We start from the raw sequence: 14,997 nt of genomic DNA on the forward strand, positions 1-14,997 counted from the left end.
AGCGAAAAAGGTATCAATTAGGCGTAAATCTTAATGTAACAGCGAACGGATAGTGAGCTAAGTTTACTTATAACTGCTATTAGCGCTTAAATTTGTCAAATAAATATTGATGATTTATTAAGCGCGTTAGGTTGGAAGGATAGGGGATTTTAGTTAGGTGCTTATAAGTCACCCACTTAACTGTAAAATCTTCTAAAAAGCAGGGTAAATTAGGATTATTTAGCGAGATTAGGTTATAAATCGTCTCAATTATTATAAATAGTCAGCATTGATCACCTTATGAAGCACTCAGACTTTAGCTTGATTCCTACGTTCGTCGCCATCGTTGAAGAACGGAGTTACTCAGGCGCGGCTAAACGTCTTGGCATTAGCCAATCGGCGATTAGTCAAAGCGTCGCTAAATTGAAGATTTTGTTCAACGATAATCTTTTCATTCGAGAGAGCCATGGTATAAAACCCACACAATTTGCGCTTAATATCTATCCGGAATTATCCGCTGCGATTAATGCCATAAAATTGACCACCCCTGAGCATAATAAGTTTGAACCTCATACCAATAGTAAACAGTTTATTATTTCTTCTTTAAGTGTATTTGGTGGCGAAATATTGCCCAAACTGTCTGCAGCGATACGTCAGCAAGCGCCCAATGTGTCAGTTAAAACGGAAGTTCGAGTCGATGACTCATCATTAATAGAGAACCTCCGTTCTCAGAAGTATGACTTACTGCTTGATGTCGATTACGGTCAACACCATCAACTCTGTGCGACCACAGTGATGGAAGAAGAGTTGTGTGTTGTTTGTTGTAATGATCACCCGCGACTTACTGGCAACACCATTAATGAACAGCAGTTTTTGCAAGAAAAGCATGTCGCGCATGTCAGTCCTAATCAGGAACAGGCATATTTGCTAGGTAAAGGACTCAATGCCGACAGTATTTTGAGAGAAAGAAGCATATTTTGGTATGCGAGTAACCTTTACGAGATGTTACCTATTATTGAACAAGGTGAATATATCGCCATATTTCCAGTCAAACTCGCGCAGCGGTATATAAAATACTCACAAATCAAAATGCTTCGCAGCGATCTGTTTAAAGATAAATTGAATGTATCGATGTTCTGGCACGCGACCAGAAATAATGATGCCGCTCATAAATGGTTTCGAGAACAAGTCGCAAGCGTAATGAAAAACCACTAAACCAATGATTTATATTGATGCATCCCCCTAATGGGTGATGCGTCGCTAAAATAGATTTTGTAACTTAATTTGCAGTGTTTTTATCAAAATAGTTATCAATATGCATCTTGAGTCGAAGTCGGTAAAGACATACAGAAAAAGCCTTGCTTGGTTGGTCGTGTTTTCATTCAGTGTAATTGGCTTGGATCAATATCTATTTAGCCATCATTCTGGTGCGCAGTTCTCACCATTGACGGCAGATCATGTGCAGCCTTATCTTGTCGATTGCCGTACCGATCCAAATAAGTTGACTGAAGTGCTAAAGCAAAGCGATGTGCCAGAGACGTTATACCTGAATGGCGTCTGTGAGGGGAGTTTCCATATTGATGGTAAAACGCTGACTCTGAATGGTGGAACATTGCGATCGGGAAATAGCGAAGCCGTTATCGCTATTTCGGGTGGTGCTGCGGTTTCGATTAAAGATAGCGTGATTGAAAATAGCGCCATATCGGTGTCAAACTACAGCAAACTATCATTAAGCAGTGTGGTTTATTCCGAAGGAACCGATCGCTCAAAGCAGCCAAACTACAATTTGTTGGTCGACAATGCGGAAGTGGTTATTGCGGGTCGGGTTGATAAGTTAGCGCTGTTTGCCACCAATCGAGGCAGTATTACATTTGATAATACGGTAGAGGGTAAACCCAGTCGACTCTATCTCACAACTCAAAGCATTGTTGTTAATCAAACGCCTAACTTAACGATTGATGAAAGTGTTTCCGTATTACTTAACTCTAGCCTTGCCGGCGGTAATCTCTATCTCAATCAACTACGCATAGAGGACCATTCGACGGTTAAAGTGGATGAGTTGTTGGTGACGGGTTACCTAGAGATAAACAGCGACTCGTTATTGCATACTCGCCATTTGCTTCATACCGCACAACTTAGCTGCCATGGCTCTCACATCGCCCATGAAGATCGCGTCTTAGTCGCTCGACAACCTAAAGACGAGTATAGTGCTGATGACTGTCAGATCTACCATCTTGTCACTCGAGATAGTCAACCGTGAAGCTTTTAGTCTGTGTATTTTTTCGTCTTGAATTAGTTCACAAAACTATTCAGTCACAAAACTATTCAGTCACAAAGGTCTACAATCACAAAGCTCTCCAATCACAAAACCGTTCGCCCATAAAGTTATTTGTAGATTAAAGCCATGCGTAGCTAACGCTGTTGGTCGATAAAGCGACTATTAGCGAGAGCCATTTATCAATATAGCGGTAAAGTCACAGCCTTAGATTAGTATTCGCTGTGGCGCTAGCATCTTACCTCCACTTGGGTATACTCATTACGCAATTTAATTAAAAACCATTGGCAAGCAAGGAATTAGCACCTGACACGCGGTCTGTTTGGACTACAGTTAATAGAATGGTTTATTAGAATAATAAAGGTCTGTAATGAATAGTTTTTATGCCGAAGTGACCGGATGGGGGAAATGTTTACCTCCATCCATCTTATCGAACCATGATCTCACGACTATCATGGATACCTCTGACGAATGGATCCGAACCCGCACTGGGATTGAGAATCGTCGTATTAGTCATGTGAATACCTCTGAAATGGCGACTGTAGCGGCTAAACATGCAATGGCTTGTGCTGGAATCGACGCAAGCGAAGTTGACCTAATCATTGTCGCAACCTGCTCGCCTGACTCACTGATTCCAAATACCGCATCTAAGGTACAACAAAACATTGGGGCACCATCGTGCGCCGCGTTTGATCTCAATGCCGCCTGTACGGGATTTGTTTATGGTTTAGAAACCGCAACTCGCCTGATTCAATCGGGCAACTACCGACATGCGATTGTTATTGGGGCAGAGCGGTTATCGTTCTTCCTTGATTGGAGTGAGCGCGATACAGCAGTACTTTTCGGTGATGGGGCGGGGGCCGTCGTGCTTAGTAAAACCGAGCGTCAAGTCGGGCTGCAAAACGCACAGTTGGGCTGTGACGCGAAAGGACGAGATATCTTAGCGGTGCCAAAGTTTGGTACTGCCATGGATCGATTTGCTGCCGACAATGGCTATTTTGAGTTCGATTTTGTCGGCAAAGAGATTTTTAAAAGAGCGGTTCGAGGTATGGGAGCGGCGGCAAGCACAGTGCTCGCGAGATCTGATCTCACCACAGATCAAATTGATCTTGTTATTCCTCATCAAGCTAACATTCGGATTATCCAAACACTGTGCGATCTCTCTGGAATTGACCGTGAAAAAGCGTTTGTGAATATCCAACATTATGGCAATACCTCTGCGGCGACGGTGCCAATCGCCCTCTGTGAAGCGGCAGAGTCAGGCGCGATAAAACCTAATAGCCATCTTTTGCTTGCTGCATTTGGTGCCGGTCTTACTTGGGGCGCAGGTCATCTTGTTTGGGGGCAACGTGTCACGCCACAAGGGCTAAGTGATGCAAAGTTGCCTGAGACCGATCTTACTGCACTGGAACTGATGGCGGATGCCATCCAACATTGTAAAAATAAGCCTCAAGCCTAATTGATTTGTAATTTGATTTTGTCCACAGGTCAGTGTTTAACACTGACCTGTTTTGCATTTAGGCGATGCTTTTCACCGTCAATATAGTTATCGCTAATTTGAATCAAGCTAAATTTGAAATTACTAATTAAGTATTGACTAATATACGAGAGCCAATACACTATAACTAAGTTCAAATTTTTACTAAGTTCAAATTTTTACTAAGTTCAAATTTTAAAGATAGGGTGCTTATGTCCATTGAAGCTATGAGGCAACGTGTCGGTGATGTCTCTGAAACACTGAAAGTCATGTCTCATCCAGATAGGTTGTTGGTATTGTGCCAATTGGTGGAAGGTGAAGTGGGAGCGGGCGTACTGCAAGCTAACTCTCAGTTGAGTCAGTCGGCTTTCTCACAGCACTTGACCGTTCTAAAGAAAGCCAATTTAGTGTCAGTACGCAAGCAATCACAAAATGTTTACTACTCGCTCAGTGATCCGAAAGTAAAGTCACTGATTCATCATTTGCACAGCGTATTTTGTGATGAGGAGTCATCATAATGGCGTTTCCTTGGCTATCTCTTATCGGCGGCATGCTATTGGGTGTGTCCGCATCTTTGTTACTGTTGTTTAACGGTAAAGTTGCTGGTATCAGCGGTATTGTATCCGGCACGTTCTTTAGTTCTGATAGAGGTTGGCGCGTGATATTCCTGTTAGGCATGGTGCTCGGTGGGTTTGTTGCCTCGCACTGGATAGACATATCAGCGATCAACATGGTGACATCACCAATAATGATCATCTTCGCTGGCTTACTCGTTGGGCTGGGGACATCGCTGGGCAATGGTTGCACTAGCGGTCACGGTATCTGTGGCATGGGACGTTTATCGATACGCTCGATTGCTGCGACTTGCGTGTTTATGTTGGTCGCAATGCTAACGACTTTTGTTAGCCTTCACCTTTTCGGATAAGCGGAGTTGATCATGAATATTATCGCTTTTATTAGTGGCTTGCTGTTTGGGATCGGCATGATTGTATCCGGCATGTCTAATCCTGAAAATGTTATTGCTTTTCTTGATGTTGCAGGAGACTGGCGCATCGATCTCGCCTTTGTGATGGGCGGAGCCTTGTTGGTTTTCGCTCCGGTCTATTGGTTTGTTATAGCAAAACGTCACAAGCCCATCATTGCCAATAGCTTTAGCCTCGCCGCAAAAACGCTGATTGATCGTCAGTTGATTATCGGCGCTTCGCTGTTTGGTATTGGCTGGGGAATCGCAGGCATTTGTCCAGGTCCGGCTATCGCTTCTATGTCGCTAGGCTCTTGGGAAATCTTTGCTTTTATTGCTGCCATGTTGTTGGGAATGAAACTAGCGAAACTAGTCCAGCCGCGGATTTCCTCTTAGCGCCTATTTTTGCACTGAGTCCCCTTGCAAAAAACCACCTTGCAAGAAAAATAAACACTCAGCAAAAAGCCATCTAACATCAAGTCATCTGGTGTTGACCTGTTATATCAATGAAGTTCTATGTAGACAGGGCAGTGATCGCTTAATTGATGATTCAATACCTGTTTCGTCGGGTAAACCCACTGCTTTGCCTTGCTTGCGCTTAGTGAAGGGCTGATTAGAATGTGATCAATTAATGAGCGAAACTGATGTGTCTTGTTTGGGTTGTTTCTAGAGCGGACTTTACAATCCGCTCGAGTATCGCGCGTAGTCAAAGTCGGCTGCTGCGTTAACCCATCCACTAAATCTTTCCATAACCAGTCGCCTTTAAACGCGAGATTATGATTAAAATCACCTAGCATAACGTAAGCTTCCCCCGCTTGGACACGCTGCTGTAACCAATCACTCAGCACTCTACCTTGTTGTTTTAATTGGCGGCAATTGCGATTAGAACCAGAATACTTACCGGCGCAGCCCGCTTTTAAATGCACGCTGAGCAATTGAATAGTTTGCTTGCCATCATTGAGTGCTACATGAGTGGCGAACCTAAGCCGACTGTCTGGCGTCAATGCAAGGTCTTTGTGGTCAGTGACATTGTAACGTTTTTTGATGGCAAAGCCTGTGTATTGGTTGATACCGTTAAATTGCAACGCGCGATTATTAGGCTGGGCGCGGTCAGAGAGATAGATTTGATAATCACCCCCCACAACCGCCTGAATTGCTTCGAGACTATCGACTTCTTGAAATGCTAATACATCGGGTGACATTTGTTCAAACGTGTCACGCAACAGCAAGAAATCGTTTTGCTCGCGTAGGCTTTGTGGATATCTAGTATCTCCATTGATGGTCAACCACTCTATATTCCACGATGCAAGGGTAAGAGCGAAAATATTGGGGCTAAATGTCGTTATAGCAAAAACGATACTCAACACCCTTTTGTAATAGCTGATAGTTCTATTCATAATGCTTTCAATTTTTGAAATTGGCGTTGAGCCAATGTGCCGCAAGCCTTGGCAAAATTGCAACTAAAAATCACAAAATTCTAGGTGAATTTAGTTTTTTTTTGCATAGCGAGATCTTCTTCATTAGATCGATTTCTTCTTACTCAGGAACCGTGTTTTATTGATCTAAATCAATGCTGTTGATTGGTGCTTTGAAGTTTAATACGCCACAATATATTGTGTCAGCATAACAAATAAAAGCCCTATATAGTGTATGTGTGGATAAGTCTGTGCGTATTCTAGGGGTAAGGAGAAAGGGTGAAAACAGTCGTAATCAAGAGAGATGGCTCTCGCGCTCCGTTTACCAAGGATCGTATCGAAGCGGCGGTCGTTAGTGCAGCAGAGCATTCAGACCAAGAACTGATCAATTATGCTAAAACTGTTGCTGTAGCGGTCGAGCTAAAGCTAGAGGATTGCGAAAATGTCGATATTCAAGAAATCCAAACATTAGTAGAAAACGAATTGATGCAGGGTCCATTCAAGCACCTTGCTCGTTCTTATATTGAATATCGTCATGACAGAGACATTGCTCGTGAAAAGAAAAGCGCTCTAACCAAAGAGATTGAGGGCTTAATTGAAGAGAGCAATGCCGATCTGTTAAACGAAAACGCGAACAAAGATGGCAAGGTTATTCCGACTCAACGTGACCTGCTAGCGGGTATCGTCGCGAAACATTACGCGAAAACTCGTATTCTGCCACGCGATATCGTTAAAGCGCATGAAGAAGGTGATATTCACTATCACGATCTCGATTATGCGCCTTTCTTCCCGATGTTTAACTGTATGCTTATCGATCTTAAAGGCATGCTGACGCACGGCTTTAAGATGGGTAATGCGGAGATTGATACACCAAAATCAATTTCAACGGCGACAGCAGTCACTGCGCAAATTATTGCACAGGTAGCAAGCCATATTTATGGCGGCACGACCATTAACCGTATTGATGAAGTTCTAGCGCCTTACGTGCAATCGAGCTATCTAAAACATTTAGAGATCGCTAAAGAGTGGGATATCCCAAATCCTGAAGCATTCGCTACGGCTCGCACAGAGAAAGAGTGTTATGACGCGTTCCAATCTCTCGAGTATGAAGTCAATACGCTGCATACCGCTAACGGTCAGACGCCTTTCGTCACTTTTGGTTTTGGTCTAGGTACAAGCTGGGAATCGAAATTAATTCAACAGTCGATTCTGAAAAACCGTATTGCAGGCTTAGGCAAAAATGCCAAAACAGCGGTGTTCCCTAAACTGGTATTCGCAATTAAAGATGGTTTAAACCACAAGCCAAGCGATGCGAACTACGATGTTAAGCAACTGGCTCTAGAGTGTGCATCTAAGCGTATGTACCCAGATATCCTCAACTACGACAAAGTTGTCGAGGTCACGGGTTCATTTAAGACGCCGATGGGCTGCCGTAGCTTCTTAAACACTTATGAAGAAAATGGCGAATTGCAGCATGAAGGTCGCAACAACTTAGGTGTTGTTAGCTTGAACCTGCCGCGCATCGCTATCAAAGCTCAGGGTGACATTAGCAAGTTTTATGAATTGCTTGACGATAGATTGAAGCTCGCTCGTCGTGCACTAGAAACACGTATTAGCCGCCTAGAAAAAGTGAAAGCTCGTGTTGCGCCGATTCTTTATATGGAAGGTGCGTGTGGTGTTCGTCTTAAAGCGGACGACTCGATTGCTCCAATCTTTAAGAATGGTCGTGCGTCAATTTCACTGGGTTATATCGGTATCCATGAAACCATGACGGCACTGTTTGGCACAGAAACACACATGTACGATGATGGTAAGCTACGCGATATGGGTATCGACATCATCAAACATATGAAAGAAACCGTCAATCGCTGGGCAGAAGAGACCGGCTATGCGTTTAGTTTGTATGGTACGCCAAGTGAAAACTTGTGCAGTCGTTTCTGCCAAATTGACACCAGAGAGTTTGGTGTTATTGATGGGGTGACTGACAAAGGTTATTACACCAATAGTTTCCATCTTGATGTACAGAAGAAAGTAAACCCTTATGACAAGATAGATTTCGAGATGCCATATCCAGAAATCACGTCGGGTGGCTTTATCTGTTATGGTGAGTTCCCTAACATGCAACGCAATATCGAAGCACTAGAGAACGTCTGGGATTACAGCTACACTCGCGTGCCATATTATGGGACTAACACACCAATTGATGAGTGTTATGAATGTGGCTTTACCGGTGAATTTGATTGTACCAGTAAGGGCTTTACCTGTCCGAAATGTGGCAACCATGACTCAACTCGCGTGTCGGTAACACGACGTGTTTGCGGATACCTTGGCAGCCCAGATGCAAGACCATTCAACTTCGGTAAGCAAGAAGAAGTGATACGTCGCGTTAAGCATTTATAATCGACAAGCATTTGTGATCGACAAGCATTTATAATTGATAAGCACTTATCATCAACGACTCGGTTTCGTTGCAAATCAGGGATTGAGCTAAAATTAGGCTCGATCCCTTTTTTATTGAACATGGCTCTCTAACAAGCCAAATCCAATACCTTGAAGAACAGCGCCTTGGAAAAATAGCAGAGTAAAATATGAATTATCATCAATACCATCCCATCGATGTAGTCAACGGTCCAGGCACTCGCTGCACACTGTTTGTTTCTGGCTGTATTCATCAATGTCGTGGCTGCTATAACCAAGCAACGTGGTCGTTACATTCTGGTCATCTATTTACTCAGCAGTTAGAAGATCAAATCATCGCTGACCTGAACGATGAGCGTATTAAACGTCGCGGCTTATCCCTTTCTGGCGGTGATCCTTTACATCCAGCGAACCTAGAAGCGGTGCTTAAACTCGTTCAACGTGTGCGTGCTGAGTGCCCAGACAAAGACATTTGGCTTTGGAGTGGCTACCTATTGTCGGAACTGAGCCAAGAGCAGCAACAAATCGTCAATTTGGTTGATGTGCTTATTGATGGAAAATTCGAGAAAGATCTAGCGGATCCAGAGCTAGAATGGCGGGGCAGTGCCAATCAAATCATCCACAGGTTTAAGCTGTAAGCGTCAAATTGTTTAAGACTTGAACTCGGTGGTGACAGGCAAATTTGATAGGGTGAGAATCACTGCAATAAAAAATATTTCAAAATATTCGCGCTAATGATAACGTGAAGGTCATTACTTGAATTTCAAAGGGTTGTGATTTCATGTTTTCCCAGTTACCCGAGCCAACGCTCGATCCCATTCTGTCTCTTTCTGTTGCCTTTAAAAATGATCCTCGTACTGAAAAAGTCGACCTAGGCATCGGTGTTTACCGAAACAGTGAAGGTCAAACACCGATCATGAAAGCGGTGGCTCAAGCACAAACTATTGTCACTAGTGAACAAACCACGAAAGCCTACGTCGGACTGGCGGGTTGTGAAGAATTTAACCAAAGCATCGCCAAAGTCGTATTCGGTGAAACGCCGGTCTATGACCGTCTAGCGGTTATCCAAACACCAGGTGCCAGCGGAGCGCTGCGCATGTTGGGTGACTTAATGGCTGTTGCGCAACCGGGCACGACCGTTTGGCTCTCGAATCCAAGCTATGTGAACCACAAACCCGTGATGGAAGCAGCAGGTTTACAGGTGAAGTACTATCGTTATTTCGACACTGACACCAAGCAAGTGAATCGTGACGCTATGTTTGCCGATTTACGCAATGCGGGACCTAAGGATGTTGTGTTACTGCACGGTTGTTGCCACAATCCGACAGGTGCAGACATCGCACTTGAGGATTGGCAACTGATTACTGAGATGAGCGTCGCTCAAGGTTTTACCCCTTTTGTCGATATTGCCTATCAAGGTTTTGGTGACGGCTTAGAAAGCGACGCCTATGGTCTGCGCTATATGGCGGAGCGCGTTGAAGAGATGTTGTTGACGACCTCTTGTTCTAAGAATTTCGGTTTATACCGTGAACGCACGGGGGCTGCCGTTTTGATCGCTAAGAATGCAGCTGAAGCAGCGAATGCACGCGGCAAAATGCTTACCCTTGCACGTTCCACGTACACCATGCCACCCGATCATGGGGCCGCTTTGGTTAAGACTATTCTTGCCGACAACCATCTGACTCAGGTTTGGAAAACGGAATTAGCAGAAATGCAGCAGCGTTTGGTGTCTCTGCGTGAGGGGCTGTGCAAACAACTAAATACGGTCCATTCCTCTGATAAATTTGATTTTATTATCGGTCACAAAGGGATGTTTACTGTGCTAGGCTTTACTGCAGAACAGATGCAAAAACTGCGCGACGATTTTGGTATTTATGGTGTCAATGATGGACGAATTAATATCGCTGGTTTGTCTGAGTCCCAATTGCCTTATGTTGCCAATGCACTGATCACGGTAAGTCAGTAGATCCCGTTCACAAGGAAGTGATAATAAAACGAATAAAAAGGTGCAGGAATGAATTTTTGGAAACGCCTATTACCCGTCGCCATTGCCAGTGCGTTGGCCGCTTGTAGTACAACACAACCCTCAAACGTTGAGGTTGCGCCGCAACCACCCGAGCAACCGGTTGTCTCTCAGCCAGAAATGCCTGAAGTCTCTCAGCCACCCGTCGTGGTAGAGCCGTCAGTCACGGAGCCTGCTGAGGTTGAAAAGCCGGTTGTCGAGAACAAACCGCCAAAAACTGAACCAGAGAAGCCGCCCGTCGTTGCAAAACCAACCAAAACCGAAGATGGGAAATTAATTCTCGGTGAAGAGGAGTTTGTGTCTTTGGTTGATTTTAAAATCACCACCAAAGCAAGAATCGACACCGGAGCGACGACATCTTCTCTAAGTGCCGTTGATATTGTTCCGTTTGAACGCGATGGCAAAGATTGGGTGAAGTTTAAAGTCAAGCACAAAGGCATCGAGTCAAAAGAGATCAGTTTACCGATTAAGCGTTGGGTCAAGATTAAACAATCGAGCAGTGAAGAGAGTGATAAACGACCAGTGATCGCCACCGTCATTAAGATTGGTGATATGGACAGCAGTACCGAGTTTACTCTTGCAGATAGAACGCATTTGAGTTTCCCGATATTGCTTGGTCGCAGTTTCTTCAGAGACGTTGCTGTTGTTGATGTAGCACAGAAATACGTGCAGCCTAAACCTTAAATGACACGCAAAAATAAAGGCTTCCAATTGGAAGCCTTTATTTTTCATAATGCGGTTTAATTTACTTTAAAATTCAAAGCGAACGGACATCTGTAATTGTGAACCATACAGACCATTGTCAGCGATGGCAGCGCCTAAAGACAGGGCTTCCGTCGAATGAAAGCGTGCACCCGCAGAGTAGATAAACTTAGTGTCATCCGCACCGTTCAACATACCAATATGACCACCTGCTTCAACATTAGGAAGCAACCAAATACGTGTACCCATATTAAATTCGGTTAAAAATTCATTATCGTAATTATCGTTATCTGTGCCTTTAACACTGTGAGCCATTAACTGACCATAGACGTCAGCAAATTGACCCAGTGGTCCGTTGAAGCCAATACCACCAGCAAAATCCCAATCACCCTCAAAGCGGCTGTCTCCGCGCACAATAAAGTGGGTATTTTCAGTAAAGAAAGTCGAAAACTCTGCACCGATAGTGCCTGGACTGGCGCCAAGTCTTACCGAAAAAGAATTGTAATTAAAGTTATTAGCGCTCGCCAAATTTGGGACTGCGAAAGTCATGGCTAATAGGCTAATACGTGTCACTTTACCTAGCATGAATACTCCATTGGGTGGTGGCGTTAGGTACTGAACCTAACTTTAGAGCGCCTAGTATATAAAAAAATGGTCTGCAAAATACAGACCATTTTTAAACATGATTAAATTAATCACTACTGAGTTCAAATTTTTCAGTCAACGCCGCTTTAATTTATAGAGGTTTGACCTAACAACGCTTTTACCTAATAAGTTTTCACTCAAATTGTCTTCCATTCAAAAGCTTAAGAAGCCGTTTTTACCAATTGGATATGTTCTACTTCAATTTCTGGTGTACTGCCGCCCTCATATTCACCAAACAGACGTACTGGGGTTTGATGATCAAGAGAGTGCTTGAAGTTAATATCTTCGAGTTCAACCTGAATCTCGGCTTTGCCATCACTGAATATAAAGGTATCAGCCGAAAGCTGACGCACTAGTTTGCCTTCAACGACCACTTTCTTTTCAGTAAATCGACTGGTATCAGTGAGGAGTTCTGCAACCTGAGTGGTTGTCACTGGACCTTGATAATGGATGTGAGCGTCGTGTTTGTTACCATGTCCGTCTTTAGCTAATGCAAGTGTCGGTGCTGCAATCATTGTCGCTGCGATAGCTAGAATCGTTGTGTTTTTCATAATATTGTCCTTTACCCTTTGTGTTTGGATTGAGGACATTAAAACAAACCCAAGCTTAACCGATTCTGAATGTCTTATTCATTTTGCAAATTAATGATCGCGAGTTATTGAACAATATTCCGTTGTACCTGTTTAGTATTGAAGCGAACTGTTTGATTTACGGACGCTTTGCCACACAGTTTGTTGTCGCTGAACGATGAAAACAGTTACACTTAGAGCCAAGTACCCGGTGAGTTTTGACCCATGTGTAATCCGGGGTTAGCGACGGGAATGAATAGGCTTCGAACATGCAAAATAGAACAGCGATTATGGTTCAAGGAACCACTTCCGATGCGGGGAAAAGTGTCTTGGTCGCAGGCTTGTGTCGCGTATTAGCGCGCAAAGGCATCAAAGTAGCTCCCTTTAAACCACAGAATATGGCGCTTAATAGTGCAGTGACTCAAGATGGTGGCGAAATAGGTCGAGCCCAAGCGGTTCAAGCACAAGCCGCGAATATTGCGCCCACGGTTGATATGAACCCGATTTTGATCAAGCCAAACTCCGATACGGGGGCGCAAATCATTATCCAAGGTAAACCCTACGCTAATATGGATGCCTGCGGTTTTCACCAATACAAACAACTCGCTATGCCCTATGTTTTGGACTCTTTTAATAAACTCACTCAACGCTTTGATGCCGTGGTGATTGAGGGAGCGGGCAGTCCGGCAGAGATAAACCTGAGAGAAAACGATATTGCGAATATGGGCTTTGCGGAAGCGGCGGATATTCCTGTTATCATCGTTGCAGATATCGACCGAGGTGGGGTGTTTGCTCATCTGTATGGCACTTTGGCTCTGTTGTCACCATCGGAACAACAAAGAGTGAAAGGTTTTGTTATCAACCGCTTTAGAGGCGATATTGCCTTACTTGAGCCGGGACTCGAATGGCTGGAGCAAAAAACGGGTAAACCAGTATTAGGGGTTCTGCCGTATCTCCATGGACTGAATATCGAAGCCGAAGATGCCATCATTTCCGACCAGCCACTTTCGGACAATATCAAACTCAAGGTGGCGGTGCCGGTGTTAACCCGAATCAGCAATCATACTGACTTTGACGCATTGCGATTGCATCCAGATATCGAGCTGCGCTATGTAGGTAAAGGTGAAACTCTGGATAATGCGGATCTGATTATTCTGCCGGGTAGTAAATCGGTCAGAGATGATCTCGATTACCTGCGACAACAAGGCTGGGACCGCGATATCTATCGGCATTTACGCTATGGTGGTAAAGTCATTGGTATTTGCGGTGGCTATCAGATGTTAGGTCAACAGATTGCCGACCCATTGGGTGTTGAGGGAACACCGGGAACGACAGAGGGACTCAAGTTGCTCAATATCACCACGGAACTCAAGCAGGAAAAACAGCTTACTCAAACCCATGCCACGCTTAACTTAGATGGCGCGGCAATTGCGGTCAGCGGTTATGAAATCCATGTGGGTCAATCACAGGTCAATGAGCATCAGCCAATCATACTCGCAGATGGTCGACCTGAAGGGGCGATCAGCTATGACCAACAAATTTTCGGCAGTTATATTCATGGTTTGTTCGATGCTGAAAAGGTATTGCCAACTATCGTCAATTGGGTCAATGGTGAAGCAATCGCAGAGGCGGGGATCAAACACAAGCAAGAGAGTGCCATCGACCGTATTGCCGACGCGATTGAATCCCATATGGATTTAACACGCTTATGGACAGAAATAGGACACCAATCACTTTGAAATGGTTAAATAAGTTACTGGTTGCTGGACTTTTAGTGACAGTGTCACTTGGCGTGAGGGCGGAAACCGTCAACGTCTATGCCGCCTCATCAATGACCAACGCAGTCGAAGCCCTAGGTCAGACATTCGCTGAGCAAACAGGGTTTAAAGTGGTCAATGTTTTTGCGGGTTCATCAGCTATGGCACGACAAATCGCACATGGAGCGCCAGCTGATGTTTTTATCTCCGCCAATCAGCAATGGGTCGACTATTTAGTGTCTCAAAGCGAGGTGTCTGATCTTGGAGTGACGCCAGACAGGGTCTATCCATTAGTCAGCAATCAATTGGTTCTAATCACCAATAATCGCAATCCACCATTAACGGATTTTGATCTGACTAGCCCGGAGTCTTGGCAAAGGCTGCTCGCCAACCAACGGATTGCGTTGGGCAATGTTTCTTCTGTGCCTGTTGGTCTATACAGCCAGCAAGCGTTACAAGCCCTCGGTGTTTGGCAAACCATCCAGCCGCGTACAGCACAAATGAACAATGTTAGGCAGGTGCTCGCTTTAGTGGAGCGCAACGAAGTGCCGGTTGCAATTGTTTACTATACTGATGCTATAGCGAGTAAAAAAGTGCGTATTATCAAATCAATATCACCAGATAGCCATGCTGAAATCGTTTATCCTATGGCTATGATCAAAGAGACCAATGCGAGTCGTCGTTATCGAGAATTTGTGTTATCGCAACAAGGGCAAAATATTTTGTTCGACTTTGGATTTCAACCTATCAGTGGATCGCACGATCCTAACCGGTAA

At 44.3% G+C, this 14,997-nt stretch carries 15 protein-coding genes; 12 read left to right on the top strand and 3 right to left on the bottom strand.

Annotation, left to right across the window (positions count from 1 at the left end; genetic code table 11):
• Window positions 1-279 precede the first annotated feature (279 nt).
• The 6 genes from L9Q39_RS16465 to L9Q39_RS16490 all read left to right on the top strand — a co-directional run bounded on the left by L9Q39_RS16465 (window position 280) and on the right by L9Q39_RS16490 (window position 5,088).
• Window positions 280-1,194, top strand: coding sequence for a LysR family transcriptional regulator (locus tag L9Q39_RS16465; RefSeq protein WP_237486183.1), 915 nt, complete (start codon window positions 280-282; stop codon window positions 1,192-1,194).
• Between the two features lie 100 nt (window positions 1,195-1,294).
• The gene (locus L9Q39_RS16470) at window positions 1,295-2,239 is read left to right on the top strand and encodes a hypothetical protein (RefSeq protein ID WP_237486184.1); all 945 of its coding nucleotides are present in this window, start codon (window positions 1,295-1,297) and stop codon (window positions 2,237-2,239) included.
• A gap of 385 nt (window positions 2,240-2,624) precedes the next feature.
• On the top strand, window positions 2,625-3,713 hold the full coding sequence (locus L9Q39_RS16475) for a ketoacyl-ACP synthase III (RefSeq protein ID WP_237486185.1): 1,089 nt from the start codon (window positions 2,625-2,627) through the stop codon (window positions 3,711-3,713).
• A gap of 230 nt (window positions 3,714-3,943) precedes the next feature.
• Window positions 3,944-4,249 carry an ArsR/SmtB family transcription factor gene (locus L9Q39_RS16480; RefSeq protein ID WP_237486186.1) on the top strand — a complete coding sequence of 102 codons (306 nt, stop codon included), beginning with the start codon at window positions 3,944-3,946 and terminating at the stop codon, window positions 4,247-4,249.
• On the top strand, window positions 4,249-4,656 hold the full coding sequence (locus tag L9Q39_RS16485) for a YeeE/YedE family protein (RefSeq protein ID WP_237486187.1): 408 nt from the start codon (window positions 4,249-4,251) through the stop codon (window positions 4,654-4,656). Before L9Q39_RS16480 ends, L9Q39_RS16485 begins: the two co-directional genes overlap by 1 nt.
• Window positions 4,657-4,668: 12 nt before the next feature.
• Window positions 4,669-5,088, top strand: a complete 420-nt coding sequence (locus L9Q39_RS16490) for a DUF6691 family protein (protein ID WP_237486188.1) — start codon at window positions 4,669-4,671, stop codon at window positions 5,086-5,088.
• Between the two features lie 107 nt (window positions 5,089-5,195).
• Here the strand turns inward: L9Q39_RS16490 and L9Q39_RS16495 are convergent, their stop codons facing one another.
• On the bottom strand, window positions 5,196-6,089 hold the full coding sequence (locus tag L9Q39_RS16495; RefSeq protein WP_237486189.1) for an endonuclease/exonuclease/phosphatase family protein: 894 nt from the start codon (window positions 6,087-6,089) through the stop codon (window positions 5,196-5,198).
• A 297-nt stretch (window positions 6,090-6,386) separates the two neighbouring features.
• Here L9Q39_RS16495 and nrdD point away from each other — a divergent pair, with 297 nt between their 5' ends.
• The 4 genes from nrdD (at window position 6,387) to L9Q39_RS16515 (ending at window position 11,232) form a co-directional block, all read left to right on the top strand.
• On the top strand, window positions 6,387-8,507 hold the full coding sequence (gene nrdD, locus L9Q39_RS16500; RefSeq protein ID WP_237486190.1) for an anaerobic ribonucleoside-triphosphate reductase: 2,121 nt from the start codon (window positions 6,387-6,389) through the stop codon (window positions 8,505-8,507).
• Between the two features lie 188 nt (window positions 8,508-8,695).
• On the top strand, window positions 8,696-9,163 hold the full coding sequence (gene nrdG / locus L9Q39_RS16505; protein ID WP_237486191.1) for an anaerobic ribonucleoside-triphosphate reductase-activating protein: 468 nt from the start codon (window positions 8,696-8,698) through the stop codon (window positions 9,161-9,163).
• A gap of 143 nt (window positions 9,164-9,306) precedes the next feature.
• Entirely contained in the window at window positions 9,307-10,491 is a 1,185-nt protein-coding gene (locus L9Q39_RS16510; RefSeq protein WP_237486192.1) for an amino acid aminotransferase, read from the top strand.
• Window positions 10,492-10,539: 48 nt separating this feature from the next.
• A complete protein-coding gene (locus L9Q39_RS16515) occupies window positions 10,540-11,232 on the top strand; it encodes an ATP-dependent zinc protease family protein (protein WP_237486193.1) in 693 nt (230 codons plus the stop codon).
• Window positions 11,233-11,298: 66 nt separating this feature from the next.
• On the opposite strand, the gene L9Q39_RS16520 is transcribed toward L9Q39_RS16515, so the two are convergent.
• Together L9Q39_RS16520 and L9Q39_RS16525 are read right to left on the bottom strand one after the other, a co-directional pair.
• Window positions 11,299-11,835, bottom strand: coding sequence for a hypothetical protein (locus L9Q39_RS16520; protein ID WP_237486194.1), 537 nt, complete (start codon window positions 11,833-11,835; stop codon window positions 11,299-11,301).
• Between the two features lie 221 nt (window positions 11,836-12,056).
• Window positions 12,057-12,446, bottom strand: coding sequence for a YgiW/YdeI family stress tolerance OB fold protein (locus L9Q39_RS16525; protein ID WP_237486195.1), 390 nt, complete (start codon window positions 12,444-12,446; stop codon window positions 12,057-12,059).
• 287 nt (window positions 12,447-12,733) lie between these two features.
• Here L9Q39_RS16525 and L9Q39_RS16530 point away from each other — a divergent pair, with 287 nt between their 5' ends.
• Window positions 12,734-14,203, top strand: coding sequence for a cobyric acid synthase (locus tag L9Q39_RS16530; protein WP_237486196.1), 1,470 nt, complete (start codon window positions 12,734-12,736; stop codon window positions 14,201-14,203).
• Between the two features lie 35 nt (window positions 14,204-14,238).
• Window positions 14,239-14,997 (top strand): molybdate ABC transporter substrate-binding protein, encoded by a 759-nt coding sequence (modA, locus tag L9Q39_RS16535; RefSeq protein ID WP_237486197.1) that lies wholly within the window; start codon window positions 14,239-14,241, stop codon window positions 14,995-14,997.

The organism is Vibrio hippocampi, assembly GCF_921292975.1.
Lineage (GTDB): Bacteria > Pseudomonadota > Gammaproteobacteria > Enterobacterales > Vibrionaceae > Vibrio > Vibrio hippocampi.

Bases quoted from the DNA above. Each gene is read 5' to 3' on its own strand.
- L9Q39_RS16490 (WP_237486188.1), top strand. From the start codon at position 4,669: ATGAATATTATCGCTTTTATTAGTGGCTTGCTGTTTGGGATCGGCATG.
- L9Q39_RS16465 (WP_237486183.1), top strand. From the start codon at position 280: ATGAAGCACTCAGACTTTAGCTTGATTCCTACGTTCGTCGCCATCGTT.
- L9Q39_RS16495 (WP_237486189.1), bottom strand. From the start codon at position 6,089: ATGAATAGAACTATCAGCTATTACAAAAGGGTGTTGAGTATCGTTTTT.
- L9Q39_RS16510 (WP_237486192.1), top strand. From the start codon at position 9,307: ATGTTTTCCCAGTTACCCGAGCCAACGCTCGATCCCATTCTGTCTCTT.
- L9Q39_RS16480 (WP_237486186.1), top strand. From the start codon at position 3,944: ATGTCCATTGAAGCTATGAGGCAACGTGTCGGTGATGTCTCTGAAACA.
- L9Q39_RS16475 (WP_237486185.1), top strand. From the start codon at position 2,625: ATGAATAGTTTTTATGCCGAAGTGACCGGATGGGGGAAATGTTTACCT.
- L9Q39_RS16520 (WP_237486194.1), bottom strand. From the start codon at position 11,835: ATGCTAGGTAAAGTGACACGTATTAGCCTATTAGCCATGACTTTCGCA.
- nrdG (WP_237486191.1), top strand. From the start codon at position 8,696: ATGAATTATCATCAATACCATCCCATCGATGTAGTCAACGGTCCAGGC.
- L9Q39_RS16525 (WP_237486195.1), bottom strand. From the start codon at position 12,446: ATGAAAAACACAACGATTCTAGCTATCGCAGCGACAATGATTGCAGCA.
- L9Q39_RS16470 (WP_237486184.1), top strand. From the start codon at position 1,295: ATGCATCTTGAGTCGAAGTCGGTAAAGACATACAGAAAAAGCCTTGCT.
- L9Q39_RS16485 (WP_237486187.1), top strand. From the start codon at position 4,249: ATGGCGTTTCCTTGGCTATCTCTTATCGGCGGCATGCTATTGGGTGTG.
- L9Q39_RS16530 (WP_237486196.1), top strand. From the start codon at position 12,734: ATGCAAAATAGAACAGCGATTATGGTTCAAGGAACCACTTCCGATGCG.
- L9Q39_RS16515 (WP_237486193.1), top strand. From the start codon at position 10,540: ATGAATTTTTGGAAACGCCTATTACCCGTCGCCATTGCCAGTGCGTTG.